Origin of the sequence: Shinella granuli (assembly GCF_004341885.1) — a bacterium.
Lineage (GTDB): Bacteria > Pseudomonadota > Alphaproteobacteria > Rhizobiales > Rhizobiaceae > Shinella > Shinella granuli.
Genome location: NZ_SLVX01000015.1, coordinates 82,573 through 108,847, shown reverse-complemented (window position 1 = coordinate 108,847; position 26,275 = coordinate 82,573). Strand labels below are relative to the sequence as shown.

Genomic DNA, 26,275 nt, shown 5'->3' with positions numbered 1-26,275 from the left:
AAAAGGAATGAAGCGATCTGTTCTTTTGGCCGCGCTCGGGCTGGCGCTTTCCACCGCAGGCGTTCTTGCCGCGGATTTCGAGCGCAACATCATGACCGGCGGCCCGCAGGGCACCTATATCAAGATCGGCCGCGACATCGCCGCGCTCGGCGCCGAATGCGGCCAGACGCTCAATGTCCTCGAAAGCGCGGGATCGCTGGAGAACTTCGTCGGTGTGCGCAACCGCCGCAACACCCAGTTCGGCATCGTGCAGAGCGACGTGCTCGAATACCTGAAGACCTTCGAGAAGAACGATCCCGAAGTGCAGAAGGCGGTCAAGGGCGTGCGCATCATGTTCCCGCTCTACAACGAGGAGATCCACGTCCTCGCCCGCACCGACATTGCGGGCCTCAAGGACCTCGCGGGCAAGAAGGTCGCCGTCGGCAAGAAGGATTCGGGCACCTTCCTCACCGCCACGCTCATCATGGACATCCTGCAGGTCAAGGCCGGCGAGCGCATGGACATCAACCCGGACGAGGCGCTGCCGAAACTCCTCTCCGGCGAGATCGACGCCTTCTTCTACGTCGCCGGCGCGCCGGCCTCGCTCTTTACCGGCAACACCATCGACAGGGCGAAGTTCCATCTCGTGCCGATCACCGAGGCGCCGCTGCTCGCCACCTACACGCCCTCGCGCATCGAGGCCGGCACCTATTCCTTCCAGGACACGCCGGTCGACCTCATCGCCGTCAAGGCCGTGATGATGACCTACGATTACGACACCAAGCGCAACGCCTATCACCGGGACAGTTGCAAGACGGTGGCGGACTTCTCCAACCTCATCGTCACCGGCCTCGACAAGCTGAAGACGACAGGCCATCCGAAATGGAAGACGGTGGACCTCACCGCGCTGCCGCCCGGCTGGCAGGTCGGCGTCTGCGTGAAGGCCGGCATGGCGCTCGATTACAAGCCCGCCTGCAAACCCGCCGCCGCTGCCGCCACGAGCGCCACGGACGACAGCAACGAGGAATATCTCAACCTGCTCAAGCAGCGGCTCCAGCCGTAGACGAATGTTCTTCGCTTCCGGCATCCCATGCGGCTTGGATCCTCGGGTCGAGCCCGAGGATGACGGATGAGGAGAGGCTGGCCGCCTATCGAACGGTGCGGCATAGGGCATGTCCGCCTGTTTTGCCAGACATCCCTTCTTGCGTCATCCTCGGGCTCGACCCGAGGATCCAAGCGCCGCCCACGACGCTCCCCGACAAACAAAAAACCCGGCCAGAAGCCGGGTTTTTCGTCGAAAAACGCTGCCGATCAGGCGGAGTAGTACATGTCGAACTCGACCGGGTGCGGGGTCATTTCGTAGCGCATGACCTCCACCATCTTCAGCTCGATGTAGGAATCGATCTGGTCGTCGTCGAACACGCCGCCGGCCGTCAGGAACTTGCGGTCCTTGTCGAGGCTTTCCAGCGCTTCGCGCAGGCTGCCGCAGACGGTCGGGATCTTCTTCAGCTCCTTCGGCGGCAGGTCGTAGAGGTCCTTATCCATGGCCTTGCCGGGATGGATCTTGTTCTTGATGCCGTCGAGGCCGGCCATCAGCATGGCGGCGAAGCCGAGATAGGGGTTGCCGAGCGGGTCGGGGAAGCGGATCTCGACGCGCTTGGACTTCGGACCCGTGCCGAACGGAATGCGGCACGAGGCCGAGCGGTTGCGGGCCGAGTAGGCGAGCAGGACCGGCGCCTCGTAGCCCGGGACGAGACGCTTGTAGGAGTTCGTCGTCGGGTTGGTGAAGGCGTTGATCGCCTTGGCATGCTTGATGATGCCGCCGATGAAGTAGAGGCAGGTTTCCGACAGGCCGGCATATTCGTCGCCGGCGAACTGCGGCTTGGAATCCTTCCAGATCGACAGGTGCACGTGCATGCCCGAGCCGTTGTCGCCGAAGACCGGCTTCGGCATGAAGGTCGCCGTCTTGCCATAGGCATTGGCGACCTGGTGCACGACGTACTTGTAGATCTGCACCTTGTCGGCGCTGCGCACCAGCGTGTCGAACTTGACGCCGAGCTCGTGCTGGGCGGCCGCCACCTCATGGTGCTGCTTCTCGACGGTGACGCCCATCTCGGTGAGCACGGTCAGCATCTCCGAGCGCATGTCCTGGCAGCTGTCGACCGGGGGAACCGGGAAGTAGCCGCCCTTGACGCGCGGGCGATGGCCGAGATTGCCGGTCTCGTAGTCGGTGTCGTCGTTGGACGGCAGTTCCGAGGAATCCAGCTTGAAGCCGGTATTGTACGGGTCGGCCTTGTACTTGACGTCGTCGAAGACGAAGAATTCCGGTTCCGGGCCGGCATAGATCGTGTCGCCGATGCCCGAGGCCTTCAGGTAGGCTTCGGCCTTCTTGGCCGTGCCGCGCGGATCGCGGTTGTAGCTCTCGCCCGAGACCGGGTCGAGGATGTCGCACATGACGACCATGGTGGACTGCGCGAAGAACGGGTCCATGTGGACGGTCGCCGGGTCGGGCATCAGCACCATGTCGGACTCGTTGATCGCCTTCCAGCCGCCGATCGAGGAGCCGTCGAACATGACGCCATCGGCGAACATGTCTTCGTCGACGACGCCGACGTCCATCGTCACATGGTGCATCTTGCCGCGCGGGTCGGTGAAGCGCAGGTCGACGAACTTGACGTCGTTTTCCTTGATTTGCTTGAGGATTTCATTGGCAGTCGTCATTTTATGGAGTCCCTGTGTGAGATGACGAGGTGGAAGCCTCGGCCGGACGGCCGGGCGGGATCAGATGGCGTCGACGCCGGTTTCGCCGGTGCGGATGCGGATGACTTCTTCGACGTTGGAGACAAAGATCTTGCCATCGCCGATGCGGCCGGTCTGGGCCGCGTTGCGGATGGCCTCGATGACGGCCTCCGCGTTTTCGTCCGCCAGGACGACCTCGACCTTCACCTTGGGCAGAAAGTCGACGACGTATTCGGCCCCGCGGTAAAGCTCCGTGTGGCCCTTCTGGCGTCCAAAGCCCTTCGCCTCGGTGACGGTGATACCCTGCAGGCCAACTTCCTGGAGGGCTTCCTTCACTTCATCGAGCTTGAAGGGCTTGATGATCGCTTCGATCTTTTTCATGAGAAAATGTCTCTCCGCTTCTCCCGTTTGCGCGCGGTTTGCGCCCGCTGCACATTCAAATGCACGTATCATGCCAATTTGAGCAGGGTGCGTGCCGGATGGGATGAAATCCGCTTCCGGTGCGATCCTGCCCGTCCTCACACGGCGGATGATGCGGCTTTCCGGGCAAAAGGGCCAGCGGAATCTGCCTAAAAATTGTCACTTTCCACCCGGGCCGATGCCTCTGGAGGGCCGGGCCGGCGGACCTGCCGCGTAAAGCTGCAATGTTGAGCGCATGGAATGTGCAAATGCACAAAAAACGGTCGTTACGCCGGATCGATCCGTGGGCTTGTCTCCACCCCGGCTTTGCGCGCATGGTGGCGGCATGCACAAGGATATAGACACACTCATCGTCACGCCCGAGGACATGGGCCGGATCGACCGCGCCGCCGCCCTCGATCTTTCGAGCTACGGCCTGATGGAGCGGGCGGGACAGGCGGTTGCCGCCGCGGCGCTGCGCCGCTTTCCCGGCGCCCTGCGCTTTGCCGTCCTGTGCGGGCCGGGCAACAACGGCGGCGACGGCTATGTTGCCGCCCGCGCCTTGCAGGAGGCGGGGGCCGCGGTCGCCGTCCATGCGCTCGGGGAGACCGCGGCGCTGACGGGAGACGCGGCGAGCGCCTTCGCCTGTTTTTCCGGTTCCGTCGCGCCGCTTTCCGCCTATGTGCCCGCCGCCGGCGACGTGGTCATCGATGCGCTGTTCGGCGCGGGCCTGTCGCGCGACGTGCCGCAGGCGGTCGCCGATATCATCGAGGCCGTGTGCCGCAAGGCGGCGCTGCCCGTGCTGGCGGTGGACCTGCCCTCCGGCGTCGACGGCCGGACCGGGCAGGTGCGCGGCGCGGCCTTCGAGGCCAGCGCGACCGTCACCTTCATGTGCCGCAAGCCCGGCCACCTGCTGCTGCCCGGCCGCAGCCTCGCGGGCGACCTGGAGGTCTTCGACATCGGCATCCCCGCACGCCTGCTGGCCCGGCATGCGGACCACATGCGCGTGAATGTGCCGGCGATCTGGCGTCTCGCGCTGCCTGAACAGGAGGGGGCGATCCACAAATACGGGCGCGGCCATCTTGCCGTCTTCTCCGGCCCGGCGACGGCCACGGGCGCCGCGCGCCTCTCCGCCGCGGCCGGCCTTCGCGCCGGCGCCGGTCTCGTCACGCTGCTCTCGCCGCGGGAGGCGCTTTCCGTCAACGCCGCGCACCTGACCGCGGCGATGCTGAAACCCGTCGACGGCGACGATGACCTTTCGGCCCTGCTCGACGATGCGCGGTTGCAGACCTTCGTGCTCGGCCCCGGCTTCGGCGACGGCGCGCGGGCACGGGGCCACGTCCGCCTGCTTGCCGAAGGCGGCCGTCGCCTGGTGCTCGATGCAGACGGCATCAGCGCCTTCCGCGACGATCCGGCGGCGCTCTTCGCGCTCTTTTCCGGCGAAAGCCCGCGGCTGGTGCTGACGCCGCATGACGGCGAGTTCGCCCGCCTCTTTCCGGATCTTGCGCAAGACGGCGCCCTGTCGAAGATCGATCGCGCCCGGAAGGCGGCCGCGCGCAGCAACGGCATCCTGATCCTCAAGGGCGCCGACACCGTGATCGCCGCGCCGGACGGCCGGGTCCTCGTCAACGGGAACGCGCCGCCCTGGCTTGCCACGGCCGGCTCCGGCGACGTGCTCGCCGGCATCGTCGGCGCGCATCTTGCGCAGGGCATGCCGGCCTTCGAAGCGGCCGCCAGCGCCGTCTGGCGCCATGGCGAGGCGGGCCGGATCGCAGGCGAGGGGCTGACGGCGGAGGATCTGCCGGACGCCATTCCGCCCTGGCCCGAATAGGACAGGCACCGCATCCCTGCATGGGATCAAACGCAACCAGACCCGGGGAGACCGGCATGATCGTTCAAGCCTGCATCAACGGCGCGCGCCCCGCCGACTACCATCCGCGCCTGCCCCTGACGGCACAGGCGATGGCGATCGACGCCGCGGCCTGCATTTCCGCCGGCGCGGCGGAGCTCCATATCCATCCGCGCGGGCCGGACGGGCGCGAGAGCCTGGCGGCCGTCGACGAGACGGTGCGCGCCGTGCGCGAGACATGCCCCGGCACGTTCATCGGCGTGTCGACGGGCGCGTGGATCGAAGGCGACGAGGAGCGGACGCGCGATCGCATCGCGGCATGGCGAGAACTCCCCGACTATGCCTCCGTCAACCTCTGCGAACCCGATGCGCCTGCCGTCATGGCCCTGTTGCACCACATGGGCGTCGGCGTCGAGGCGGGGCTGGCCAGCGTGGCGGATGCCGAACGGTTCGTCGCCCTGCCGGATTGCCGACGGGCGCTGCGCGTCCTCATCGAGATCGATCACGAACAGGATTTTGGCGAAGCGGACGCCACCGCCGACGGGATCGCAGAAGTTCTCGCAAGGGCGAATGTCCGCCGGCCGATCCTGCTGCATGGGGCCGATGCGACCGTCTGGCATTTCGTCCGGCGCGCCCACCGGCAGCGCTGGTCCACCCGTGTCGGACTGGAGGACGATTGCCTGCGCCTCAATGGCGAGACAGCGGCAGACAATGCCGACATCGTACGGGATGCCACCGGGCTCTTCCGCTCCGCGGCCCCGGGCTGACGCCCGCGCCGAAAGACATGGGCGAAGGCGAGGGGCCAGGCAGCCGGCGGCATCAGCCGGTGCGCCGCTGCAGCTCGCGCGCGCCGTTCGGCGCGTTCACCTTGCCCGACGTGATGAAGAAGGCAAAAACGTCGCGCGGTTTCTGCGCCGGCTTGGTCGCCGGGTCGATCTTCGGCAAATCGGCCGGTTCGCCGCCACCGGACCAGGCCTTGAGCCGCTCCGCCCATTCATCGAGCGCTTCGGGCGGGTAGCAGGTCTTGATGTCGTCGGAGCCCTTCTGCAGGCGGGCATAGACGAAATCCGCCGTCACGTCGGCGATCTCGGGGTAGTCGGCATGCTGGGCGTAGACGACCGCCGCCTTGTACTTGCGGGCGAGCGCCGCGAATTCCGGCACGAGGAACGTATCGTTGCGCACTTCCAGCGCATGTTTCAGCGCGAGGCCGTCCAGCTTTTCCGGCAGCAGCTTCAGGAAACCCTCGAAATCGTCCGGCTCGAACTTCTTCGTCGGCGGGAACTGCCAGAGGATCGGGCCGAGATGGTCGCCGAGTTCGGTCAGCCCCTGCGTCAGGAACTTTTCGACGGATTCGCCGCCATCGGCCAGGACCTTGCGGTTCGTCGTGAAGCGGCTGGCCTTCAGCGAGAAGATGAAGCCGTCCGGCACTTCGGAGGCCCATTTGGCGAAGGTTTCCGGCTTCTGCGAGCCGTAATAGGTGCCGTTGACCTCGATCGCCGTCAGTTCGCGGCTGGCGAATTCGAGCTGGCGTTTCTTCGCCAGCTTTTCCGGATAGAAGGTTCCTTCCCAGGGATCGAAGGTCCAGCCGCCGATGCCGGTTCTGATGGTGCCGGATGTGCTCATGTCAGTTCTCCTCGACAGACAGATGGCGGCGCCTCTCAGGCGGGCGCGATGAAGGGCTGGGAAATGTCCTGAAACACCGGCAGCGCCTCCATGCCGGCGCAATGGGCCGCAAGCGCGGGATAGGCGACGGGGTCGATGAGACCGGGATGGGCCTCGCCGACATGGCGCCAGGCGCAGGCGACCGCGATATCGGCATGGGTGATGCCGCCGAACCAATATGTTCCGGGCCGCGCGGCCCGCTCGGCCTCCAGCGCGGCAAGGACGGTTGAAATCTGCAAGCGGCAGCGCTCGACGAAAAAGGCCGAAGGCGTTTCGTGCAGGTGCAGCTCGTAGAACAGGCCGACGCCCTTGTCCGCAAGACCGGTCGCGAAGGCCATCACCTTCAGCGCCTGCCGCCGTGCGGGCTCGGCCTGCGGCAGGAGGCGCTTTTCCGGCGGCACGAGGCCGTCGAGATGATCGAGGATCGAGGAGCTGTCGGCCACCACGTCGCCATCGTCCAGCACCAGCGTCGGCACCCGCATCAGCGGGTTGACCGCCTGCACCTTGTCGCCCTCGCCGAACACCGACCAGGGCCGGTGCTCGAAGGGGAGGCCATAGAGCCGCAGCGCAATGCCCACACGGCGCACAAAGGACGAATCGTACTGGCCGATCAGGATCATGGGTTACTCCGCCGCGACCTTCTTCATCGGCCGGCGTTCCAGCAATTCCCGGAGGAAGTGGCCGGTATAGGAGCGCTCCACCTTCACCACGTCCTCCGGCGTGCCCTCGGCGATCACCTCGCCGCCACCGTCGCCGCCTTCCGGGCCGAAGTCGATGATCCAGTCGGCGGTCTTGATGACCTCCAAATTGTGCTCGATGACGACGACCGAATTGCCCTGGTTGACCAGTTCGTGCAGCACTTCGAGCAGCTTCGCCACGTCATGGAAGTGCAGGCCCGTCGTCGGCTCGTCGAGGATGTAGAGCGTGCGGCCGGTCGAGCGTTTCGACAGTTCCTTGGCGAGCTTGACGCGCTGCGCCTCGCCGCCCGACAGCGTGTTCGCCTGCTGGCCGACCTTGATATAGCCAAGGCCGACCTGGTTCAGCGTCGTCAGCTTGTCGCGCACGGCCGGCACGGCGGCGAAGAACTCGACGCCTTCCTCCACCGTCATGTCGAGCACGTCGGCGATCGACTTGCCCTTGAAGGTGACGTCGAGCGTCTCGCGGTTGTAACGCTTGCCGTGGCAGACGTCGCAGGTGACGTAGACATCCGGCAGGAAGTGCATCTCGATCTTGATGACGCCGTCGCCCTGGCAGGCCTCGCAGCGTCCGCCCTTGACGTTGAAGGAGAAGCGGCCCGGCTGGTAGCCGCGGGCCTTGGCCTCCGGCAGGCCGGCGAACCAGTCGCGGATGGGCGTGAAGGCGCCGGTATAGGTCGCCGGGTTCGAGCGCGGCGTGCGGCCGATCGGCGACTGGTCGATGTCGATGACCTTGTCGATATATTCGAACCCGTCGATGCGCTCATGCTCGGCCGGGATTTCGCGTGCGCCCATGATGCGGCGGGCGGCCGACTTGTAGAGCGTCTCGATGAGGAAGGTCGACTTGCCGCCGCCCGAAACGCCCGTCACCGCCGTGAAGACGCCGAGCGGGATCGATGCCGTGACATTCTTCAGATTGTTCGCTTTCGCGCCGACGACCTTGATTTCCTTCTTTTTCTTCGGTTTGCGGCGCTCCGCCGGAACCGCGACGGCAAGCTCGCCCGACAGGTATTTTCCCGTCAGCGAGGCCGGGTTGGCGATGACCTCGCCGGGCGTGCCCTGCGCGATCACCTCGCCGCCATGGATGCCGGCGGCGGGACCGATATCGACCACGTAGTCCGCCGTCAGGATCGCGTCCTCGTCATGCTCGACGACGATGACGGTGTTGCCGATGTCGCGCAGGTGCCGGAGCGTATCGAGCAGGCGCGCATTGTCGCGCTGGTGCAGGCCGATGGAGGGCTCGTCCAGCACGTAGAGCACGCCCGTCAGGCCGGAGCCGATCTGCGAGGCGAGGCGGATGCGCTGGCTCTCGCCGCCAGACAGCGTGCCGGAATTGCGCGAGAGCGACAGATATTCGAGGCCGACATCGTTGAGGAAGCTCAGGCGCTCGCGGATCTCCTTGAGGATGCGGACGGCGATCTCGTTCTGCTTGGCATTGAGGTGCTCCGGCAGCGCCTCGAACCAGTCGCGCGCGACGCGGATCGACATGGCCGTCGCCTCGCCGATATGCAGCCTGTTGATCTTCACCGCCAGCGCCTCCGGCTTCAGGCGGAAGCCGTTGCAGGCCGGGCAGGGGGCGGCCGACATGTAGCGCTCGATCTCTTCCCGCGACCAGGCGGAATCGGTCTCCTTCCAGCGCCGTTCGAGGTTCGGCACGATGCCCTCGAAGGTCTTCACCGTCTTGTAGGAGCGCGCGCCGTCCTTGTAGTTGAACTCGATCTTCTCCTTCGTGCCGTTGAGGATGGCGTCCTGCGCGGCTTCCGACAGTTCCGACCAGCGGCTGGAGAGCTTGAAGCCATAGGCGGCGCCGAGCGCTTCCAGCGTCTGGTTGTAATAGGGCGAGGAGGATTTGGCCCAGGGCGCGATGGCGCCGTCGCGCAGCGTGCGCTCCGCCTCGGGCACGATCAGGTCCGGGTCGATCTTCTGCTGGCTGCCGAGGCCGTCGCAGGTCGGGCAGGCGCCGAACGGGTTGTTGAACGAGAAGAGCCGCGGCTCGATTTCCGGGATGGTGAAGCCGGAAACCGGGCAGGCGAACTTTTCGGAAAACAGCACGCGCTCGTGTGTGTCGTTCAGCGACTTGTTGGCCGAGCCGCCGGCCGACGTTTCCTCAACGGGCAGCGGCTTGTCGGCGAATTCGGCGATCGCCAGGCCGTCTGCGAGCTTCAGGCAGGTCTCGAGGCTGTCCGCCAGGCGCGAGGAAAGGTCCGGGCGCACGACGACGCGGTCGACCACCACGTCGATGTCGTGCTTGTACTTCTTGTCGAGCGCCGGCACGTCGGCGATCTCATAGAACTGGCCGTCGACCTTGACGCGCTGGAACCCCTTCTTCATCAATTCGGCGAGTTCCTTCCTGTACTCGCCCTTGCGGCCGCGCACGACGGGCGCGAGGATGTAGAGGCGTGTTCCCTCGCCGAAGTCGATGACGCGGTCGACCATCTGGCTGACCGTCTGGCTCTCGATCGGCAGGCCGGTCGCCGGCGAATAGGGCACGCCGACGCGCGCGAAGAGCAGGCGCATGTAGTCGTAGATCTCGGTGACCGTGCCGACGGTCGAGCGCGGGTTCTTCGAGGTCGTCTTCTGCTCGATGGAGATGGCCGGCGACAGGCCGTCGATCTGGTCGACGTCAGGCTTCTGCATCATCTCCAGGAACTGGCGGGCATAGGCCGAAAGGCTCTCGACATAGCGCCGCTGGCCCTCGGCATAGATCGTGTCGAAGGCGAGCGACGACTTGCCGGAACCCGAAAGCCCGGTCATGACGATCAGCTTGTTGCGGGGCAGGTCGAGGTCGATGCCCTTGAGATTGTGTTCGCGTGCGCCGCGAATGGAAATGGTCTTGAGTTCGCTCATGGTATCCAGCGTCAGGGGTCGTTGCGCATCAATTTCGGATCTGGCCCCTATGTAGGGATGGGTTGGGGCGTGTCCATGCGCGGTCTTGAGAATTCCGTGCCCGTTTCCGATTCGGTTGACAAGAGTGTAGGGAATTATTAGAACAAAAAAAGAACGAATTTTTGCAATTGATCTGTGGATTACCACTCGTGCGGGGCGGCGCCGGCGATCGGCAGCCGATAAGATGCCGCATTCGTGTAGTGAAATGATGTCGGGCGCCATGTGCCCGGCGCGATAACGGGAAGTTACGGGTATGGCTGGAAGCGTCAACAAGGTGATCTTGATCGGCAATGTCGGGGCGGACCCGGAAATCCGGCGCACGCAGGACGGTCGGCCGATCGCCAACCTGCGCATCGCCACCTCGGAAACCTGGCGCGACCGCAACAGCGGCGAGCGCCGCGAGAAGACCGAATGGCACAATGTCGTGGTCTTCAACGAGGGTCTGTGCAAGGTCGTCGAGCAATATGTGAAGAAGGGCGCGAAACTCTATATCGAGGGCGCGCTGCAGACCCGCAAGTGGCAGGACCAGACCGGTAACGACCGCTATTCGACGGAAGTCGTGCTGCAGGGCTTCAACTCGACCCTGACCATGCTGGACGGCCGCGGCGAAGGCGGCGGCGAGCGCCGGGGCGGCGGCGACTTCGGCGCGGCGCCGAACTACGACGACTACGGCTCGCGTCCGGCTTCGGGCGGCGGCAGCAGCAGCAGCCGTTCGAGCGGCTCGCTCTCGCGCGACATGGACGACGACATCCCGTTCTGAGGATAGGGAGCGAGGCCGGCTGTCGCCGGCCTTCCCGGGCGCTTTCGACGGGCAGGCACGCCAGGAAAGGAAGCGTCATGGACTTTGAAAAGACGGCCGCAGACGTGTTGTTCCTGCGGCCGGGCGAGGGACGCAGCTATCCGCTCGGCCGCATGAGCGCGGTCTTCAAGGCGGACCATGGCGAGACCCGCAATGCCTACAGCGTCTCCGAATGGTGGCTGGAGCCCGGTGCGGCCGGGCCGGGCGCCCATTCCCATGCGGACAATGTCGAGCTTTTCTACGTGATCGCCGGTGTCGCCAGCATCCTGGCCGGCGAGGAGTGGCTGGAGGCGCCGGCGGGCAGTTTCGTGCGCATTCCGGCGACCGTGCTGCATGACTTCGAGAACCGCACGGACGAGCGCGTCGGGCTGCTCAACGTGTTCCTTCCCGGCGGTTTCGAGGAGAACATGCCGGCCATCGCAAAATGGTTCGCCGAAAATCCCTAACCGGCGGACACCCGCACGAGGCGCCGGACTATAGCCTGTGGAATGACGGCACCACGCCTCTCTCCCTGCGGGTGCCTCCCAGGCTTCTCCTAGGTGAGCTTATGGAATCCGACATCGCTGATCTTCCCTTCTCCCCTGGGAGAGAAGGTGGCCCGAAGGGTCGGATGAGGGGCGGGTGAAATCCTTGGCTTTTCTTGCCTTCGGCATCCCCCTCATCCGCCTGCCGGCACCTTCTCCCCGCAAGCGGGGAGAAGGTGGATGTGGCGGCGGTTTCCTTCCCCGTGCGATCGCTCCGCGGGGAGCGGGGCATCCATCAGCCGATGAACACCGACTTCACGCCGTCCACCACGAACTGCACGGCGAGCGCGGCGAGGATGACGCCCAGCAGGCGTGTCAGGATGGCGCGGCCGGTCTTGCCGAGGAAGCGGTCGATGCGCTCGGCGATGACCAGCGACAGGAACAGGATGGCGATGCAGAGCGCGATGACGCCAATCAGGGCGCCGCGTTCGAGCGCCGAGGGGAAGGAGCCCGAGGTGAGGATCGTCGCGGAGATCGCGCCGGGGCCGGCGATCAGCGGCAGGGCGAGCGGGAAGACGGCGATGTTGTGGATGTGGTCGCGGGTGATCGCCACCTCGCTGGTCTTTTCCTTCCGCTCGTTGCGGCGCTCGAAGATCATCTCGAAGGCGATCCAGAACAGGAGCAGGCCGCCGGCGATGCGGAAGGCGCCGATGGAGATGCCGAGCAGCGAGAGCACGCCGGCGCCCGTCAGCGCGAAGACGGCGAGAATGCAGAAGGCGATGATGCAGCCGCGCAGCGCCACCTGCGTGCGCTGCGGGCGCGTCATGCCGACGGTGAGCCCCAGGAAGATCGGGGCGAGGCCCGGCGGATCGATGGTCACGAGCAGGGTCGTGATCGCATTGATCAGAAGATCGATATTGAGCATGTCTGGCGTTCCCCTCGCCGTTGCGCGGCCGATTTTTCCCGGCCTTGTCCGGCTATTGTTAGGGGAGGGCGCCGCGCAAGGGAAGGGCGGTCGGACCAATGCGGCGCCACGGCCATGAAAATGCGCAAATTGGCGGATTTTACTTGGAAAAGCCTGTTCAAAACCCCCGGCAAAATTGGCGCTCCCAGCGCCGGTAGGCTATAAAATTCCCTTCTGATTCTGAACAACGATCGTGACCGAAATTGACAGAGCAATCGACACCCGGCGGAAAAAACCCTCCCGGCATTGAGCCTATTTCCATCATCGAGGAAATGCAGCGGTCCTATCTCGACTACGCCATGAGCGTGATCGTGTCCCGCGCGCTGCCCGATGTGCGCGACGGCCTCAAGCCCGTGCACCGGCGCATCCTCTACTCGATGAGCGAGATGGGCGTCGACTGGAACAAGAAATACGTGAAGTCGGCGCGCGTCACCGGTGACGTGATGGGTAAATACCATCCGCACGGCGATGCGGCGATCTACGACGCGCTGGCGCGCATGGCGCAGGACTGGTCGCTCCGCCTGCCGCTGATCGACGGCCAGGGCAATTTCGGCTCCGTCGACGGCGACCCGCCGGCGGCCCAGCGTTATACGGAATGCCGCCTTGAGAAGGCCGCCCATTCCCTGCTCGACGACCTCGACAAGGAAACGGTGAACTTCCGCGACAACTATGACGGCACGATGAGCGAGCCCGTCGTCGTTCCCGCGAAATTCCCCAACCTGCTCGTCAACGGCGCGGGCGGCATCGCCGTCGGCATGGCGACGAACATCCCGCCGCACAATCTCGCCGAGGTCATCAACGGCTGTATCGCGCTGATCGACAATCCGGCGATCGAACTGCTCGACCTGATGCAGATCATCCCCGGCCCGGATTTCCCGACCGGCGCGCTGATCCTCGGCCGTGCCGGCATCCGCCAGGCCTACGAGACCGGCCGCGGCTCCGTCATCATGCGCGGCCGCGCCCGCATCGAGCCGATGCGCGGCGACCGCGAGCAGATCATCATCAACGAGATCCCGTTCCAGGTGAACAAGGCGACGATGATCGAGAAGATGGCGGAACTCGTGCGCGACAAGCGCATCGAGGGCATTTCCGACCTGCGCGACGAGTCCGACCGCGACGGTTACCGCGTCGTCATCGAGTTGAAGCGCGACGCCAATGCCGACGTCATCCTGAACCAGCTCTACCGCTATACCCCGCTGCAGACCTCCTTCGGCTGCAACATGGTGGCGCTGAACGGCGGCAAGCCGGAGCAGATGACGCTGCTCGACATGCTGCGCGCCTTCGTCGCCTTCCGCGAGGAGGTCGTCAGCCGCCGCACGAAATACCTCTTGCGCAAGGCGCGCGACCGCGCCCACGTCCTGGTCGGCCTTGCGATTGCCGTCGCCAATATCGACGAGGTGATCAGCCTCATCCGCCGCGCGCCCGATCCGCAGACGGCGCGCGAGCAGTTGATGGAGCGCCGCTGGCCGGCCAAGGACGTCGATGCGCTGATCCGCCTCATCGACGACCCGCGCCACCGCATCAACGAGGACCTGACCTACAATCTCTCCGAAGAGCAGGCCCGCGCCATCCTCGAGCTGCGCCTCGCCCGTCTCACGGCCCTCGGCCGCGACGAAATCGACGAGGAGCTGAACAAGATCGGCGAGGAGATCAAGGACTACCTCGACATCCTGTCCTCGCGCCTGCGCATCATGACCATCGTCAAGGACGAGCTCGGCGCGATCCGCGATGAATTCGGCACGCCGCGCCGCACCGAGATCGCCGAGGGCGGCCCGGACATGGACGACGAGGACCTGATTGCCCGCGAGGACATGGTCGTCACCGTGTCGCATGCCGGCTACGTCAAGCGCGTGCCGCTCGCCACCTACCGCGCGCAGCGCCGCGGCGGCAAGGGCCGCTCCGGCATGGCCATGAAGGACGAGGATTTCGCGACCCGCCTCTTCGTCGCCAACACGCACACGCCGGTCCTGTTCTTCTCCTCGCGCGGCATCGTCTACAAGGAGAAGGTCTGGCGCCTGCCGATCGGCACGCCGCAATCCAAGGGCAAGGCGCTGATCAACATGCTGCCGCTGGAGCCCGGCGAGCGCATCACCACCATCATGCCGCTGCCCGAGGACGAGACGACCTGGGAAAACCTCGACGTCATGTTCTCGACGACCCGCGGCACGGTGCGCCGCAACAAGCTCAGCGATTTCGTCCAGGTCAACCGCAACGGCAAGATCGCGATGAAGCTGGAGGAAGAGGGCGACGAGATCCTCAATGTCGAGACCTGCACGGAGAACGACGACGTGCTGCTGACGACGGCGCTCGGCCAGTGCATCCGCTTCCCGGTCGACGACGTGCGCGTCTTCGCCGGCCGCAACTCGGTCGGCGTGCGCGGCATCACGCTGGGCGCCGGCGACCGCATCATCTCGATGACGATCGTCAGCCATGTCGATGCCGAACCGTGGGAGCGCGCCGCCTACCTGAAGCGCTCCGCCGCGGAACGCCGCGCCAGCGGCGTCGACGAGGAGGATATCGCGCTGGTCGGCGAGGAGGTCGGCGAAGTCGGCGATCTCTCCGAAGAGCGCTACCAGGACCTGAGGTCCCGCGAGCAGTTCGTGCTGACGGTGTCACAGAAGGGTTTCGGCAAGCGATCGTCCTCCTACGACTTCCGCACCTCCGGCCGCGGCGGCAAGGGCATCCGCGCCACCGACACCTCGAAGACCAACGAGATCGGCGAACTCGTCGCCGCCTTCCCGGTCGAGGAGAAGGACCAGCTCATGCTCGTCTCCGACGGCGGACAGTTGATCCGCGTGCCGGTCGACGGCATCCGCATCGCCAGCCGCGCGACGAAGGGCGTCACCATCTTCTCCACCGCCAAGGACGAGAAGGTCGTCTCGGTCGAGCGCATCAGCGAGCCGGAAGGCGAGGACGATGCGGACGGCAACGGCATCGAAGGCGATGTCGACGCCGGGGATGCGACGCCGCCGGCCGAGGAATAGGCCGGAAACGGTCCGGCCTTCGCAATCGAAACAAAACAGGGCCTTTCCGGCACGCGCCGGAAAGGCCCTGTTTTCTTGAAACGGAAAAGCCGGACGGCAGGGAACGACCGTCCGGCTTTTCAATTTTGCGGGCAGCCCGGAGGAAAGGCTGCCCGCTCTGACGGCGGCATACGTGCTGCGGCAGGTCCGACGCCGGGGGCGGCGCGCCGCAGGGAGACGTTCTCAGACGCCGAAGCCGCCTGCTTGGGTTTTCAGCCTGGCCGCCTTCAGGGCTGCGCGGTCCCGTTTCAGTTCAAGGATCGTGCGCACGAAGTCGAAGGTGAAGACGGTGCTGATGAAGATCGTGAAGAAGATGGTGAGCGCGGCCATGGTGCTGTTCCGCTCAACGCAGCCACTTGCCGCGGGCGGCGATTTTCGGCGTTGCCGGGCGATCCTCTTCCCGCAGCGCATGGATGGTCGCGGCGGTAAGGGCGATGAACATGGTCATGCAGAGTAGAGCGAGGGCCATTTTCGTGTTCCTTCAAGCCTAAGGAAACGCATTACTTGTTTCACTGTATTCAGCCGGGAGAATGCGCGAGGGCGACCTTTGTTCCCGGCTCCGATGCTGCTATTTAGACATGGCCTGCCTGAAATGGTCTTGAACGGCCCGTTCATGCCGCGTTCATGTTCTTGGCAGGGGACAGTGTGGGCTGCGACGGGCCGCGCCCTTGCGGAAAGGGGCCGTCCGTGACAAAAGGCGGCAAACGGGACCCCGCCGATGACAGTCGCCTTCTACCCTGGCTCTTTCGATCCGATCACCAACGGCCATATCGACGTGCTCGTGCAGGCGCTGAACGTGGCGCCCGAGGTCATCGTCGCGATCGGCATCCATCCCGGCAAGACACCGCTCTTCTCCTTCGAGGAGCGCGCGGACCTCATCCGCCGGTCGATCGCCGAGGCGTTGCCGGCGCGGGCAGGGGATGTCAGCGTCGTCTCCTTTTCCAATCTGGTCGTCGATGCCGCGCGCGAGCACGGTGCGCGCCTCTTGATCCGGGGCCTGCGCGACGGCACGGATCTCGACTATGAAATGCAGATGGCCGGCATGAACCGCCAGATGGCGCCTGATGTGCAGACCGTCTTCCTGCCGGCGGGCGTCGCCTCGCGGCCCATTACCGCCACATTGGTCCGCCAGATCGCGGCCATGGGCGGCGATGTCAGTGCCTTCGTTCCGGCGCCCGTCTTCACGGCGCTGAAAGCCCGCAAGACGGGCTGAGCCCATCATCCTGAACCCCTCAAGGGAGCTATCATGACCATCCTCCGTTTTGCCTTTGCAGGAGCCCTCTTCCTTGCGACCACGACGAGCGCCGTCGTTGCCCAGGCCGCCGAGTTCATCACGATCCAGCTCAAGGACGGCCCCGTCGTCGTCGAGCTGAACGATAAGGTCGCGCCCAAGCATGTCGAGCGCATCAAGGCGCTCGCCGCCGCCGGCGAATACGACAATGTCGCCTTCCACCGCGTGATCGAAGGCTTCATGGCACAGACCGGCGACGTGCAGTTCGGCGACATGGAAGACGGCTTCCAGCCGGGCGCGGCCGGCACGGGCGGTTCCAGCCAGCCGGACCTGCCGCAGGAATTCTCCGACGTGCCCTTCGAGCGCGGCACGGTCGGCATGGCCCGTTCGCAGGACCCGAACTCCGCCAATTCGCAGTTCTTCATCATGTTCGCCCCGGGCGACTTCCTGAACGGCCAGTACACGGTCGTCGGCAAGGTCGTTTCCGGCATGGAGAACGTCGACAAGATCAAGCGCGGCGACGAGGCCAACAACGGCGCGGTCACCGATCCCGACCGGATGATCAAGGTCACCGTCGGCAAGTAATCCACTTTTTGCTGTGTCGCCCGTTGCAATCGCAGAACGGCGACACACCTTTTGCGCAACATGCCTTTGAAGGAGAAAGACCATGGCCGAGATCAAGGATCCGGAAAACACCATCATCATGGAGACCACGAAGGGCAAGGTGGTCATCCAACTGCTTCCGGATCTCGCACCGGGCCACGTCGCGCGCATCAAGGAGCTGACGCGCGAAGGCGCCTATGACGGCGTCGTGTTCCACCGCGTCATCGAGGACTTCATGGCCCAGACCGGCGACGTGCAGTACGGCAAGACCGGCGGCAAGGACTTCAACCCGGCCCGCGCCGGCATGGGCGGCTCGGAAAAGCCGGACCTCAAGGCCGAGTTCTCCAACATGAGCCATGTGCGCGGCACCTGCTCCATGGCCCGCAGCCAGATGCCGAACTCGGCCAACTCGCAGTTCTTCATCTGCTTCACCGATGCCCCCTGGCTCAACAAGCAGTATTCCGTCTGGGGCCAGGTCGTCGAAGGCATGGAAAACATCGACAAGATCAAGCGCGGCGAGCCGGTGCGCGATCCCGACACCATCGTCTCGATGAAGGTTGCCGCCGACGTGGCGGCCTGATAGAGAACCTTTCGTTTTCGACCGCGCTCGCCCCGGCGGGCGCGGTTTTTCTTTGTGCGCTTTTCAAGAGACAAGTCGATATGGCTGCTTTCCTCTGGGCGCTGCTCGGCATTGCGGCGGGCGCGTGCATCGCCATCCAGGCCCCCATCAATGCGCTGCTTGGCCGCGGGCTCGGCATGCCGGTCGCCGCCGCCTGCGTCTCGTTCTTCTCGGGCGCGCTCGTCCTCGCCCTCGTCGTCTTCGCCACCGCCGCCTTCGAGGGCCGGGCGCCGGACTGGCGCGGGCCGGATGCCTGGCTCTATTTTGCCGGCGGCGCGCTCGGCACGGTCTATGTGACGACCGCCATCTTCCTGACGCCGCGCATCGGCGCGGCCGCCGTCATGGCCTTCGCCGTTTCCGGCCAGCTCATGGCCGGCATCCTGCTCGACCGCATCGGCTTTCTCGGCATGGCCGTGCGCGAAATCTCCCTCGGCCGCATCGCGGGGGCCATGCTGCTCGTCGTCGGTGCGCTGCTGATCCGCTTGTATTGAGGCCGGGCATGCGCGTCGATCTCTTCGATTTCGATCTTCCGGAAGACAATATCGCGCTTCGTCCGGTGACGCCACGCGAGGCGGCAAGGCTGCTCGTCGTGCGCCCGGGGCAGGAGACGCCCTACGCGGACCGCACCGTCGGCGACCTGCCCTCGCTGCTCCGGCCCGGCGATGCGCTGGTCTTCAACGACACGCGCGTCATCCCCGCCCAGCTCGAAGGCATCCGCCATCGCGAGGGCGCCGGTGGCCAGAAGGTGTCCGCGACGCTGCACATGCGCATCGCGGGCGACCGCTGGAAGGCCTTTGCCAGGCCCGGCAAGCGCATCAAGCGCGGCGACCGCATCGCCTTCGGCGCGGCGGAGGCGCTTTCGGCGATCGTCGAGCAGAAAGGCGAGGGCGGGGAGGTCACCCTGCATTTCGACATCTCCGGTCCCGATCTCGACCGCGCCATCGCCTCCGTCGGCCATATCCCGCTGCCGCCCTACATCGCCTCCAAGCGCGAGGACGACGAGGCGGACCGCCGCGACTACCAGACGATCTACGCCCGCGAGGAAGGTGCCGTCGCGGCGCCGACGGCCGGCCTGCATTTCACCGACGCCCTCTTCGAAAAACTCGACGCGCTCGGCGTCGAACGGCATTTCGTGACGCTGCATGTCGGCGCCGGCACCTTCCTGCCCGTGAAGGCCGACGACACGACGGACCATGTCATGCACGAGGAGATCGGCCATGTCTGCGAGGCGACGGCCGCCGCGCTCAACGCCGTCAGGGCGAGGGGCGGGCGCATCGTTTCCGTCGGCACCACCTCGCTGCGCCTCCTCGAAAGCGCCGCGGACGAAGACGGCACGATCCGGCCCTGGTCCGGCGCGACGGGCATCTTCATCACGCCCGGCTACCGCTTCCGCACGGCCGACATGCTGATGACCAATTTCCACCTGCCGAAATCGACGCTCTTCATGCTCGTCTCCGCCTTTTCAGGCTTGGAGACGATGCGCGGCGCCTATGCCCATGCGATCGCCACCGGCTACCGCTTCTATTCCTACGGCGACTCCAGCCTGCTTTTCCGGAACGACCGATGACCGAAACCTTCCAGTTCAAACTGCTTGCAACCGATGGCAAGGCGCGCCGCGGCGAGGTCTCCATGCCGCGCGGCACGATCCGCACGCCGGCTTTCATGCCGGTCGGTACGGTGGGCACCGTCAAGGCGATGTATCTCGACCAGGTGCGCGACCTCGGCGCCGACATCATCCTCGGCAACACCTATCACCTGATGCTGCGCCCCGGCCCGGAGCGCGTCGCGCGCCTCGGCGGCCTGCACGAGCTCATCCGCTGGCCGCACCCGATCCTCACCGATTCGGGCGGCTTCCAGGTCATGTCGCTCGCGGGCCTGCGCAAGCTCGACGAGAAGGGCGTCACCTTCAAGAGCCATGTCGACGGCGCGCTGCACCATATGTCGCCGGAGCGCTCGATCGAAATCCAGGGCCTGCTCGACAGCGACATCCAGATGCAGCTCGACGAATGCGTGGCGCTGCCGGCCTCGCCGAAGGAAATCGAGCGCGCCATGGAAATGTCGCTGCGCTGGGCCGAGCGCTGCAAGACCGCCTTCGGCGACCAGCCGGGCAAGGCGATGTTCGGCATCGTGCAGGGCGGCGACATCCCGCATCTGCGCGTGCGCTCCGCGCAGGCGCTCGCCGAATTGAACCTTAAGGGCTACGCCATCGGCGGCCTTGCCGTCGGTGAGCCGCAGGAGGTCATGCTCGACATGATCGACACGACCGTGCCGCACATGCCGACCGAAAAGCCGCGCTACCTGATGGGCGTCGGCACGCCCGACGACATGCTGAAATCCGTCGCCCGCGGCATCGACATGTTCGACTGCGTGATGCCGACCCGCTCTGGCCGCCATGGCCTCGCCTTCACCCGCCGCGGCCGCATCAACCTGCGCAATGCGCGCCACGCCGAGGACATGCGCCCGCTCGACGAGGAATCGACCTGCCCGGCGGCGCGCGACTATTCGCGCGCCTACCTGCACCACCTCATCCGCGCCAACGAATCGCTCGGCGGCATGCTTCTGACCTGGAACAATCTCTCCTACTACCAGGACCTGATGGCCGGCATCCGCACGGCGATCGAGGAGGGGCGTTTCGCCGATTTCATGGCGGAGACGCAGGAGAACTGGGCGAGGGGCGATCTCGCCCCCCTCTGAGGGCGCTCCGCCGCGCCTCCCTGGTCAGATCTCCGTTGGTCAGATCTCCGGCCCCGGCGCGGTGCGCACCATGTGCACGCCGTTGATCTTGTAGCTGCCGTCCGGCTGCTTCACGACCTGGTAGAGCGCCGTCCAGTCCTTGCCATCAGGCCCCGAGATCAGCACCTCCTGCACCACCGTGTCGTCCGCGACCTTGAAGCGGCCGAAGGCGAAATTGCCCGGGCGGTAGACCGGCGCGTAACCCTTCTTCACCATGTCGAAGAAGGCGTCCTCGGTCGGGAACTTTCCGCGGATGGTCGGCGAGGCGAAGGAATAGGCGGTCTTCGCGTCGTCGTTGAGGAAGGCGGTTATCTGGCCCTGGATGATGCCCTGAACCGTATCGACGGGTTCGTCCGCCCGGGCATTGGAAAGCGGGAACAGCGAAACGCAAAGGAACACGGCGGCAAGCATTTTCATGGCGCACTCTCCTTTTCGGACGAAACTAGAATAGCATGGACGTCGGAAAAGAACTGCCACGCGGCCATATGTGCCGATCGCCGGAGATTCATGGCAGAAATGTCTTTTGGAAGCAGTGACCTGTCGTGAAAACCTAATAGTTCAGTTTAGTATCACTTATTTGTGATATACTCGCAATAGGCAGCAGTGGGTGGCGCGCAAACACCTATGCCGGGACCTTCCGGAAGACGACGATCTCGGTTCCCTGATAGGTCGACCGGGCGAATTCGCGGAAGCCGTGCCGCTCGGCAAGCCGGATGGAGGCCGTGTTTTCCGGGTCGATGATGCAGGTCACCGGCAGGTCGCCGTGGTTCGCCGCCGCCCAGGGCAGCATCACATCCAGCGCCTCGCTGGCATAGCCGCGGCCGCGGAAATCCGGGAGCAGGCCCCAGCCGGCTTCCAGCGTGTTCTCGATGCTGGGCGACATCTCGCGGCGCATCTCATGGAACCCGGCTTCGCCGATGAGCCGGCCGGAGGTCTTTTCGGTGACCGCCCAGAAGCCGAAGTTCATGACGCTCCACATGCCGATCTGGCGCAGCAGGCGGGTCCACGACTGTTCGCGGGACAGCGGCACGCCGCCGATATAACGCACAACCTCGGGCATGGCCCACATCGCGGTCATGGCATCGAGATCGTCCGGGCGAAAGCCGCGCAGGACGAGACGGTCGGTTTCAAGCACAGGGATATCGGGCATGGGATCGTGCGGGGTTGGACGACATGGCGAGCTGGAGCGGGTGTTCGCCTTGACGCCGAAGGCCGGGATTCGTGGCATTCTACTACGAATTGATCGGGACCGTCGATATCGCGTCAGCGAAAGGGGCGGCTATCCGCGCGGGCGGGATGCAAATGGCGTTGTGGTTCCAGCACGACGCCGTCCAATTCATGCGGGTGTAGCAGCCGGAAGGAGGGCATATTCAACCATATCCAAATGTCACATAAGATAGATTATGGAACTATACGATGCTCGCAAACGTCCCAAACCCTCTGGAAATCCGGTTTCCGCCTTGACCCTTCACCACCCGTGGCCTTAAGCGAAACGGCAGACGAAACCAACAGCGAAAGCCCGCCACGATGAGCGATTTGCGCATTCTCTCCGACGCCCATATCCCGGAACTGCCGAACCGCTACAACGGCAAGGTCCGCGAGAACTACGACCTTGCGGACGGCAGCCGCATCATCATCGCGACGGATCGGCTCAGCGCCTTCGACGTCATCCTCACCGCCATTCCCTTCAAGGGCCAGGTTCTCACCCAGACGGCGCGCTACTGGTTCGAGGAAACCGCCGACATCTGCCCGAACCACGTCATTTCCTATCCGGACCCGAACGTCGTCATCGGCACGCGGCTCGACATCCTGCCGGTCGAGATCGTCGTGCGCGGCTATCTCGCCGGCACGACCAGCACCTCGATCCTGACGAAATACCGCAAGGGCGAGCGCGAAATGTACGGCATCACGCTGCCGGATGGCCTGAAGGACAACGAGAAGCTGCCCGAGCCGATCATCACGCCGACGAGCAAGGCCTTCGACGGCGGTCACGACGAACCGCTCTCCGGCGCAGAAATCCTTGAGCAAGGCCTGCTGACGCCCGAGCAATGGGAAACGGTGTCGCGCTATGCGCTGGAGCTCTTTGCGCGCGGACAGGCCCGTGCGGCCGAACGCGGGCTGATCCTCGTCGACACCAAATACGAGTTCGGCACGGACAAGGATGGCCGCATCGTGCTGGCCGACGAGATCCACACGCCGGATTCGAGCCGCTACTGGATCGCCGACAGCTACGAGCAGAGTTTCGCCACGGGCGGCCGCCCGGCGAGCTTCGACAAGGATTTCGTGCGTGCCTGGGTCACCGAGCGCTGCGATCCCTACAAGGACCCGATCCCGGAAATCCCGCGCGAACTCGTCGAGCAGACCTCGAAGGTCTATATCCAGGCCTATGAGCAGATCACCGGCAAGACCTTCGTGCCCGACCTTTCGGGCGCGACGGTGCTGGAACGGATCCGCCAGAACCTGAAGCCCTATTTCGCCTGATCGTCCGGAAGTTCGATCTCGAAGCTGAGCCCGTCAAACGCCGGTTCCACATGGGCCGGCGTTTCCCTTTGCACCGTGTCGTAATCGAGCGGCACATGCATATGGGTCAGGATGGCGCGCGCCGGCTTCAGCCGCTCGATCCATTCGAGCGCCTGGCTGAGCGACAGGTGGCTGGAATGGAAGCGGTATTGCAGGGCGTCGACGATCAGCATGTCGAGGTTTTCGAGCCGCGGGATCGTCTCGTCCGGGAAGTCGCTGATATCGCTGCAATAGGCGACGTCGCCGATGCGGAAGCCGAGGGAATGGATGGAGCCGTGCACCTGGAGGAGGGGCTGGAAGGTGATCGCGCCCCCTCGCCCGTCGATCTTCACCGGCGCATCCATCGGCTCGATCAGGTTTTCCGTCACGATGGGCGGATACATGCTGCCCGGCGGCGTCTTCAGGCAGTAGCCGAACCCCTCGCGGATGCGCTCCATCGTCACCGGATCGGCCCAGATCGGCACCTGTTTGTGGTTCTGCAGCACGAAGCCCCTGATGTCGTCGATGCCGTGGATATGGTCGGCATGGGCGTGGGTGTAGAGCACCGCGTCGATGCCTTCCACGCCCGCGGCGATCATCTGCATGCGGAAATCCGGCCCCGTGTCGATGACGACGGTCGTCCTGCCCTCCGGGCCGATCTGCTCGACGAGGAAGGCGGCGCGGGTGCGACGGTTCTTCGGGTTGGCGGGATCGCAGGCGCCCCAGTCGCCGGTGATGCGCGGCACGCCGGGCGACGAACCGCAGCCGAGAATGGTGAAGCGCCGCGTCGTGGCCACGGCTACACCCGCGGCATCTTCGAGAAGATGCGGAAGGCGTTCTCGGTGGTGATGCGGGCGATCTCGTCCTCGCTGACGCCGACGGTCTCCGCCAGCACGGCCGCGGTGTGCGCCACATAGGCCGGCTCGTTGCGTTTTCCCCGATAGGGTTTCGGCGCAAGGTAGGGTGCGTCGGTCTCGACCAGCATGCGCTCCAGCGGCACGGTTTTCGCGATCTCCCGCAGCTCTTCCGATTTCGGGAAGGTCAGGATGCCGGAGAAGGAGACGTAGCCGCCGAGCGCCACGCCGGTGCGGGCAAGCTCCGGCCCGGAGGAAAAGCAGTGCAGCAGGAAGGGAAAGGCCCCCTTCCCCGTTTCCTCGGTCAGGATCGCCGCCATGTCCTCGTCCGCCGAGCGGCTGTGGATGACCAGCGGCAGGCCGGTTTCCCGCGCGGCGGCGATGTGGTTGCGAAGGCCGATGGCCTGCGCATCGCGCGGTGCATTGTCGTAGAAATAGTCGAGCCCCGCCTCGCCGATCGCCACGACCCGCGGGTGCTTCGAGAGTTCGACCAGTTCCGAGACCGGAATGTCGAGCTCCTCGTCCGCATTGTGCGGATGGGTGCCGACCGAGCAGAAGACGGACGGGTATTTTTCCGCGATCGCCAGGATCGCGGGGAATTTCTTCACCCGCGTCGAGATGGTGATCATCTGCGTCACCCCGGCCGCGTGCGCCCGTGCGACGATAGCGTCGCGCTCCGCTTCGAAGTCGGGGAAATCCAGATGGCAATGGGTATCGATCAGCATTTACGCCTCGGGCGCGACGTAACGCGGGAAGACCGGGGTTGGCGCTTCCAGCGGCGTGCCGCTGACGAGGCGACCGGCCTCGCCGAGCGCCGCGAAATCGCGTTTTTCGACGGGCGCGGCAACGAGATCGAGCAGCTTGCGGCCGGATTTCGGCATGAAGGGCTGCAGCAGGATCGCGATCTGCCGCACGACCTCCGCCGTGACATAAAGCACGGTGCCCATGCGGACGGGATCGGTCTTCTTCAGCGCCCAGGGCGCTTCGCCGGCGAAATAGCGGTCTGCCTCCGAGACGACGGCGATGATCGCGGCCAGCGCCTTGTGGATCTGCTGCCTGCCCATCTCCTCGCGGGTGATGGCGTGCAGCGCATCGACGGAGGCGAGCATGGCGCGGTCGGCGTCGGAGAGGTCGCCGCACTCCGGCACCTTGCCGTCGCAGTTCTTGACGATCATCGACAGCGAGCGGCTGGCGAGGTTGCCGATGCCGTTGGCGAGGTCCGAGTTGATGCGGGTCGCGATGCCTTCCTCGCTGTAGCTGCCGTCCTGGCCGAAGGAGACTTCGCGCAGGAAGAAGTAGCGGATCGGGTCGAGGCCGAAATGATTGACGAGGTTGACCGGGTCGACCACGTTGCCGAGCGACTTCGACATCTTCTCGCCCTTGTTGAGCAGGAAGCCATGGGCGAAGACGCGGCCCGGCAGCGGCAGGCCCGCCGACATCAGGAAGGCCGGCCAGTAGACGGCGTGGAAGCGGATGATGTCCTTGCCGATGATGTGGATGTTCGCCGGCCAGTATTTGGCGCGCGGTCCCTCGGGATCGGTGAGGTAGCCGGTCGCGGTGATGTAGTTGGTCAGCGCGTCGACCCAGACATACATGACATGATCAGGGTCGTCCGGAACCGGGATGCCCCAGTCGAAGGTGGTGCGCGAGACCGATAGGTCCTTGAGGCCCGACTTGACGAAGGAGATCACCTCGTTGCGGCGCTCGGCCGGACCGATGAAGTCCGGATTGTCCTCGTAATGCTTCAGCAGCCTGTCCTGGTAGGCGGAGAGGCGGAAGAAGTAGCTCTCCTCCTCCACCCATTCGACGGGCGTGCCCTGCGGGCCGTAGCGCACGCCGTCGTCGCGCATCTCCGTCTCGTTCTCCTGGTAATAGGCCTCGTCGCGCACGGAATACCAGCCGGCATAGCCGCCCTTGTAGATGTCGCCATTGGCGGCCATGCGGCGCCAGATCTCGGCGCAGGCCTCGTAATGGCGCTCTTCCGTCGTGCGGATGAAATCATCGTTCGACGCATTAAGAAGAACAGCCATATCCTTGAATTCTTTCGAATTCCGATCGGCAAGCTCGCGTGGAGAAATGCCTTCCTTGCGTGCCGTCTGCTGCATCTTCTGGCCATGCTCGTCCGTGCCGGTCAGGAAGAACACGTCGCGCCCGTCCAGCCGCTGGTAGCGCGCCATGGCATCCGTCGCGATCAGCTCGTAGGCATGGCCGATATGCGGCTTGCCGTTCGGATAGGAAATGGCGGTCGTGATGTAGAAGCGGGACGTGTCGGTCATG

The 26,275-nt window shown here is 65.2% G+C and carries 26 protein-coding genes; 13 read left to right on the top strand and 13 right to left on the bottom strand.

The window, feature by feature from the left end; all coding sequences use genetic code 11:
• The first annotated feature begins 7 nt into the window (after positions 1-7).
• Positions 8-1,042, top strand: coding sequence for a TAXI family TRAP transporter solute-binding subunit (locus tag EV665_RS21325; protein WP_064330047.1), 1,035 nt, complete (start codon positions 8-10; stop codon positions 1,040-1,042).
• A 248-nt stretch (positions 1,043-1,290) separates the two neighbouring features.
• Here the strand turns inward: EV665_RS21325 and glnA are convergent, their stop codons facing one another.
• Complete coding sequence (glnA, locus tag EV665_RS21320) at positions 1,291-2,700, bottom strand: type I glutamate--ammonia ligase (RefSeq protein ID WP_064330048.1); 1,410 nt, start codon at positions 2,698-2,700, stop codon at positions 1,291-1,293.
• A 60-nt stretch (positions 2,701-2,760) separates the two neighbouring features.
• Positions 2,761-3,099, bottom strand: coding sequence for a P-II family nitrogen regulator (locus EV665_RS21315; protein WP_003515720.1), 339 nt, complete (start codon positions 3,097-3,099; stop codon positions 2,761-2,763).
• 364 nt (positions 3,100-3,463) lie between these two features.
• Here EV665_RS21315 and EV665_RS21310 point away from each other — a divergent pair, with 364 nt between their 5' ends.
• Both EV665_RS21310 and EV665_RS21305 read left to right on the top strand, forming a co-directional pair.
• Positions 3,464-4,948: an NAD(P)H-hydrate dehydratase gene (locus EV665_RS21310; protein WP_133035597.1), complete on the top strand. Its 1,485-nt coding sequence runs from the start codon at positions 3,464-3,466 to the stop codon at positions 4,946-4,948.
• Between the two features lie 56 nt (positions 4,949-5,004).
• Entirely contained in the window at positions 5,005-5,733 is a 729-nt protein-coding gene (locus EV665_RS21305; protein ID WP_133035596.1) for a 3-keto-5-aminohexanoate cleavage protein, read from the top strand.
• Between the two features lie 52 nt (positions 5,734-5,785).
• On the opposite strand, the gene EV665_RS21300 is transcribed toward EV665_RS21305, so the two are convergent.
• From EV665_RS21300 to uvrA, 3 genes are read right to left on the bottom strand one after another with little or no spacing between them, the layout of a single operon-like run.
• Positions 5,786-6,589, bottom strand: a complete 804-nt coding sequence (locus tag EV665_RS21300) for a DUF72 domain-containing protein (protein ID WP_133035595.1) — start codon at positions 6,587-6,589, stop codon at positions 5,786-5,788.
• 35 nt (positions 6,590-6,624) lie between these two features.
• On the bottom strand, positions 6,625-7,248 hold the full coding sequence (locus EV665_RS21295) for a glutathione S-transferase family protein (protein WP_133035594.1): 624 nt from the start codon (positions 7,246-7,248) through the stop codon (positions 6,625-6,627).
• 3 nt (positions 7,249-7,251) lie between these two features.
• Positions 7,252-10,170 (bottom strand): excinuclease ABC subunit UvrA, encoded by a 2,919-nt coding sequence (gene uvrA / locus EV665_RS21290; RefSeq protein ID WP_133035593.1) that lies wholly within the window; start codon positions 10,168-10,170, stop codon positions 7,252-7,254.
• A gap of 292 nt (positions 10,171-10,462) precedes the next feature.
• Between uvrA and EV665_RS21285 the strand changes: the two genes are divergently transcribed.
• Both EV665_RS21285 and EV665_RS21280 read left to right on the top strand, forming a co-directional pair.
• A complete protein-coding gene (locus EV665_RS21285; protein WP_064330054.1) occupies positions 10,463-10,969 on the top strand; it encodes a single-stranded DNA-binding protein in 507 nt (168 codons plus the stop codon).
• Between the two features lie 77 nt (positions 10,970-11,046).
• Positions 11,047-11,454 (top strand): cupin domain-containing protein, encoded by a 408-nt coding sequence (locus tag EV665_RS21280; RefSeq protein WP_133035592.1) that lies wholly within the window; start codon positions 11,047-11,049, stop codon positions 11,452-11,454.
• A gap of 313 nt (positions 11,455-11,767) precedes the next feature.
• Here EV665_RS21280 and EV665_RS21275 read toward each other — a convergent pair whose 3' ends face one another.
• Positions 11,768-12,397 carry a MarC family protein gene (locus tag EV665_RS21275; RefSeq protein WP_064330056.1) on the bottom strand — a complete coding sequence of 210 codons (630 nt, stop codon included), beginning with the start codon at positions 12,395-12,397 and terminating at the stop codon, positions 11,768-11,770.
• Positions 12,398-12,639: 242 nt separating this feature from the next.
• On the opposite strand from EV665_RS21275, the gene gyrA reads away from it, so the two are divergent.
• Positions 12,640-15,420 (top strand): DNA gyrase subunit A, encoded by a 2,781-nt coding sequence (gene gyrA / locus EV665_RS21270; protein WP_064330057.1) that lies wholly within the window; start codon positions 12,640-12,642, stop codon positions 15,418-15,420.
• Positions 15,421-15,642: 222 nt separating this feature from the next.
• On the opposite strand, the gene EV665_RS32400 is transcribed toward gyrA, so the two are convergent.
• A complete protein-coding gene (locus tag EV665_RS32400) occupies positions 15,643-15,789 on the bottom strand; it encodes a hypothetical protein (RefSeq protein ID WP_162853123.1) in 147 nt (48 codons plus the stop codon).
• Positions 15,790-15,802: 13 nt separating this feature from the next.
• Entirely contained in the window at positions 15,803-15,928 is a 126-nt protein-coding gene (locus EV665_RS33120; RefSeq protein WP_256388514.1) for a hypothetical protein, read from the bottom strand.
• 249 nt (positions 15,929-16,177) lie between these two features.
• Between EV665_RS33120 and coaD the strand changes: the two genes are divergently transcribed.
• The 6 genes from coaD to tgt all read left to right on the top strand — a co-directional run bounded on the left by coaD (position 16,178) and on the right by tgt (position 20,606).
• The gene (coaD, locus tag EV665_RS21265; RefSeq protein ID WP_133035591.1) at positions 16,178-16,672 is read left to right on the top strand and encodes a pantetheine-phosphate adenylyltransferase; all 495 of its coding nucleotides are present in this window, start codon (positions 16,178-16,180) and stop codon (positions 16,670-16,672) included.
• A gap of 33 nt (positions 16,673-16,705) precedes the next feature.
• Positions 16,706-17,275, top strand: a complete 570-nt coding sequence (locus EV665_RS21260; protein ID WP_064330059.1) for a peptidylprolyl isomerase — start codon at positions 16,706-16,708, stop codon at positions 17,273-17,275.
• Positions 17,276-17,357: 82 nt separating this feature from the next.
• Entirely contained in the window at positions 17,358-17,873 is a 516-nt protein-coding gene (locus EV665_RS21255; RefSeq protein WP_064330060.1) for a peptidylprolyl isomerase, read from the top strand.
• A gap of 80 nt (positions 17,874-17,953) precedes the next feature.
• Positions 17,954-18,403, top strand: a complete 450-nt coding sequence (locus EV665_RS21250; protein ID WP_064330061.1) for a DMT family transporter — start codon at positions 17,954-17,956, stop codon at positions 18,401-18,403.
• 8 nt (positions 18,404-18,411) lie between these two features.
• The gene (gene queA, locus EV665_RS21245) at positions 18,412-19,479 is read left to right on the top strand and encodes a tRNA preQ1(34) S-adenosylmethionine ribosyltransferase-isomerase QueA (protein ID WP_133035590.1); all 1,068 of its coding nucleotides are present in this window, start codon (positions 18,412-18,414) and stop codon (positions 19,477-19,479) included.
• Positions 19,476-20,606 carry a tRNA guanosine(34) transglycosylase Tgt gene (gene tgt, locus EV665_RS21240; protein ID WP_064330063.1) on the top strand — a complete coding sequence of 377 codons (1,131 nt, stop codon included), beginning with the start codon at positions 19,476-19,478 and terminating at the stop codon, positions 20,604-20,606. Before queA ends, tgt begins: the two co-directional genes overlap by 4 nt.
• A 39-nt stretch (positions 20,607-20,645) precedes the next feature.
• Here the strand turns inward: tgt and EV665_RS21235 are convergent, their stop codons facing one another.
• Together EV665_RS21235 and EV665_RS21230 are read right to left on the bottom strand one after the other, a co-directional pair.
• A complete protein-coding gene (locus EV665_RS21235) occupies positions 20,646-21,062 on the bottom strand; it encodes a DUF4864 domain-containing protein (protein WP_133035589.1) in 417 nt (138 codons plus the stop codon).
• Positions 21,063-21,267: 205 nt separating this feature from the next.
• Positions 21,268-21,795, bottom strand: a complete 528-nt coding sequence (locus EV665_RS21230; protein WP_133035588.1) for a GNAT family N-acetyltransferase — start codon at positions 21,793-21,795, stop codon at positions 21,268-21,270.
• Between the two features lie 386 nt (positions 21,796-22,181).
• Here EV665_RS21230 and EV665_RS21225 point away from each other — a divergent pair, with 386 nt between their 5' ends.
• On the top strand, positions 22,182-23,126 hold the full coding sequence (locus EV665_RS21225) for a phosphoribosylaminoimidazolesuccinocarboxamide synthase (RefSeq protein ID WP_133035619.1): 945 nt from the start codon (positions 22,182-22,184) through the stop codon (positions 23,124-23,126).
• Here the strand turns inward: EV665_RS21225 and EV665_RS21220 are convergent.
• The 3 genes from EV665_RS21220 to metG are packed head-to-tail and all read right to left on the bottom strand — an operon-like array spanning position 23,114 to position 26,274.
• Positions 23,114-23,941: an MBL fold metallo-hydrolase gene (locus EV665_RS21220; protein ID WP_133035587.1), complete on the bottom strand. Its 828-nt coding sequence runs from the start codon at positions 23,939-23,941 to the stop codon at positions 23,114-23,116. The two genes, EV665_RS21225 and EV665_RS21220, sit on opposite strands and share 13 nt — an antisense overlap.
• A gap of 2 nt (positions 23,942-23,943) precedes the next feature.
• Entirely contained in the window at positions 23,944-24,723 is a 780-nt protein-coding gene (locus EV665_RS21215) for a TatD family hydrolase (protein ID WP_133035586.1), read from the bottom strand.
• Complete coding sequence (gene metG / locus EV665_RS21210) at positions 24,724-26,274, bottom strand: methionine--tRNA ligase (RefSeq protein WP_133035585.1); 1,551 nt, start codon at positions 26,272-26,274, stop codon at positions 24,724-24,726. It lies immediately after the preceding gene.
• Position 26,275: the final 1 nt, after the last annotated feature.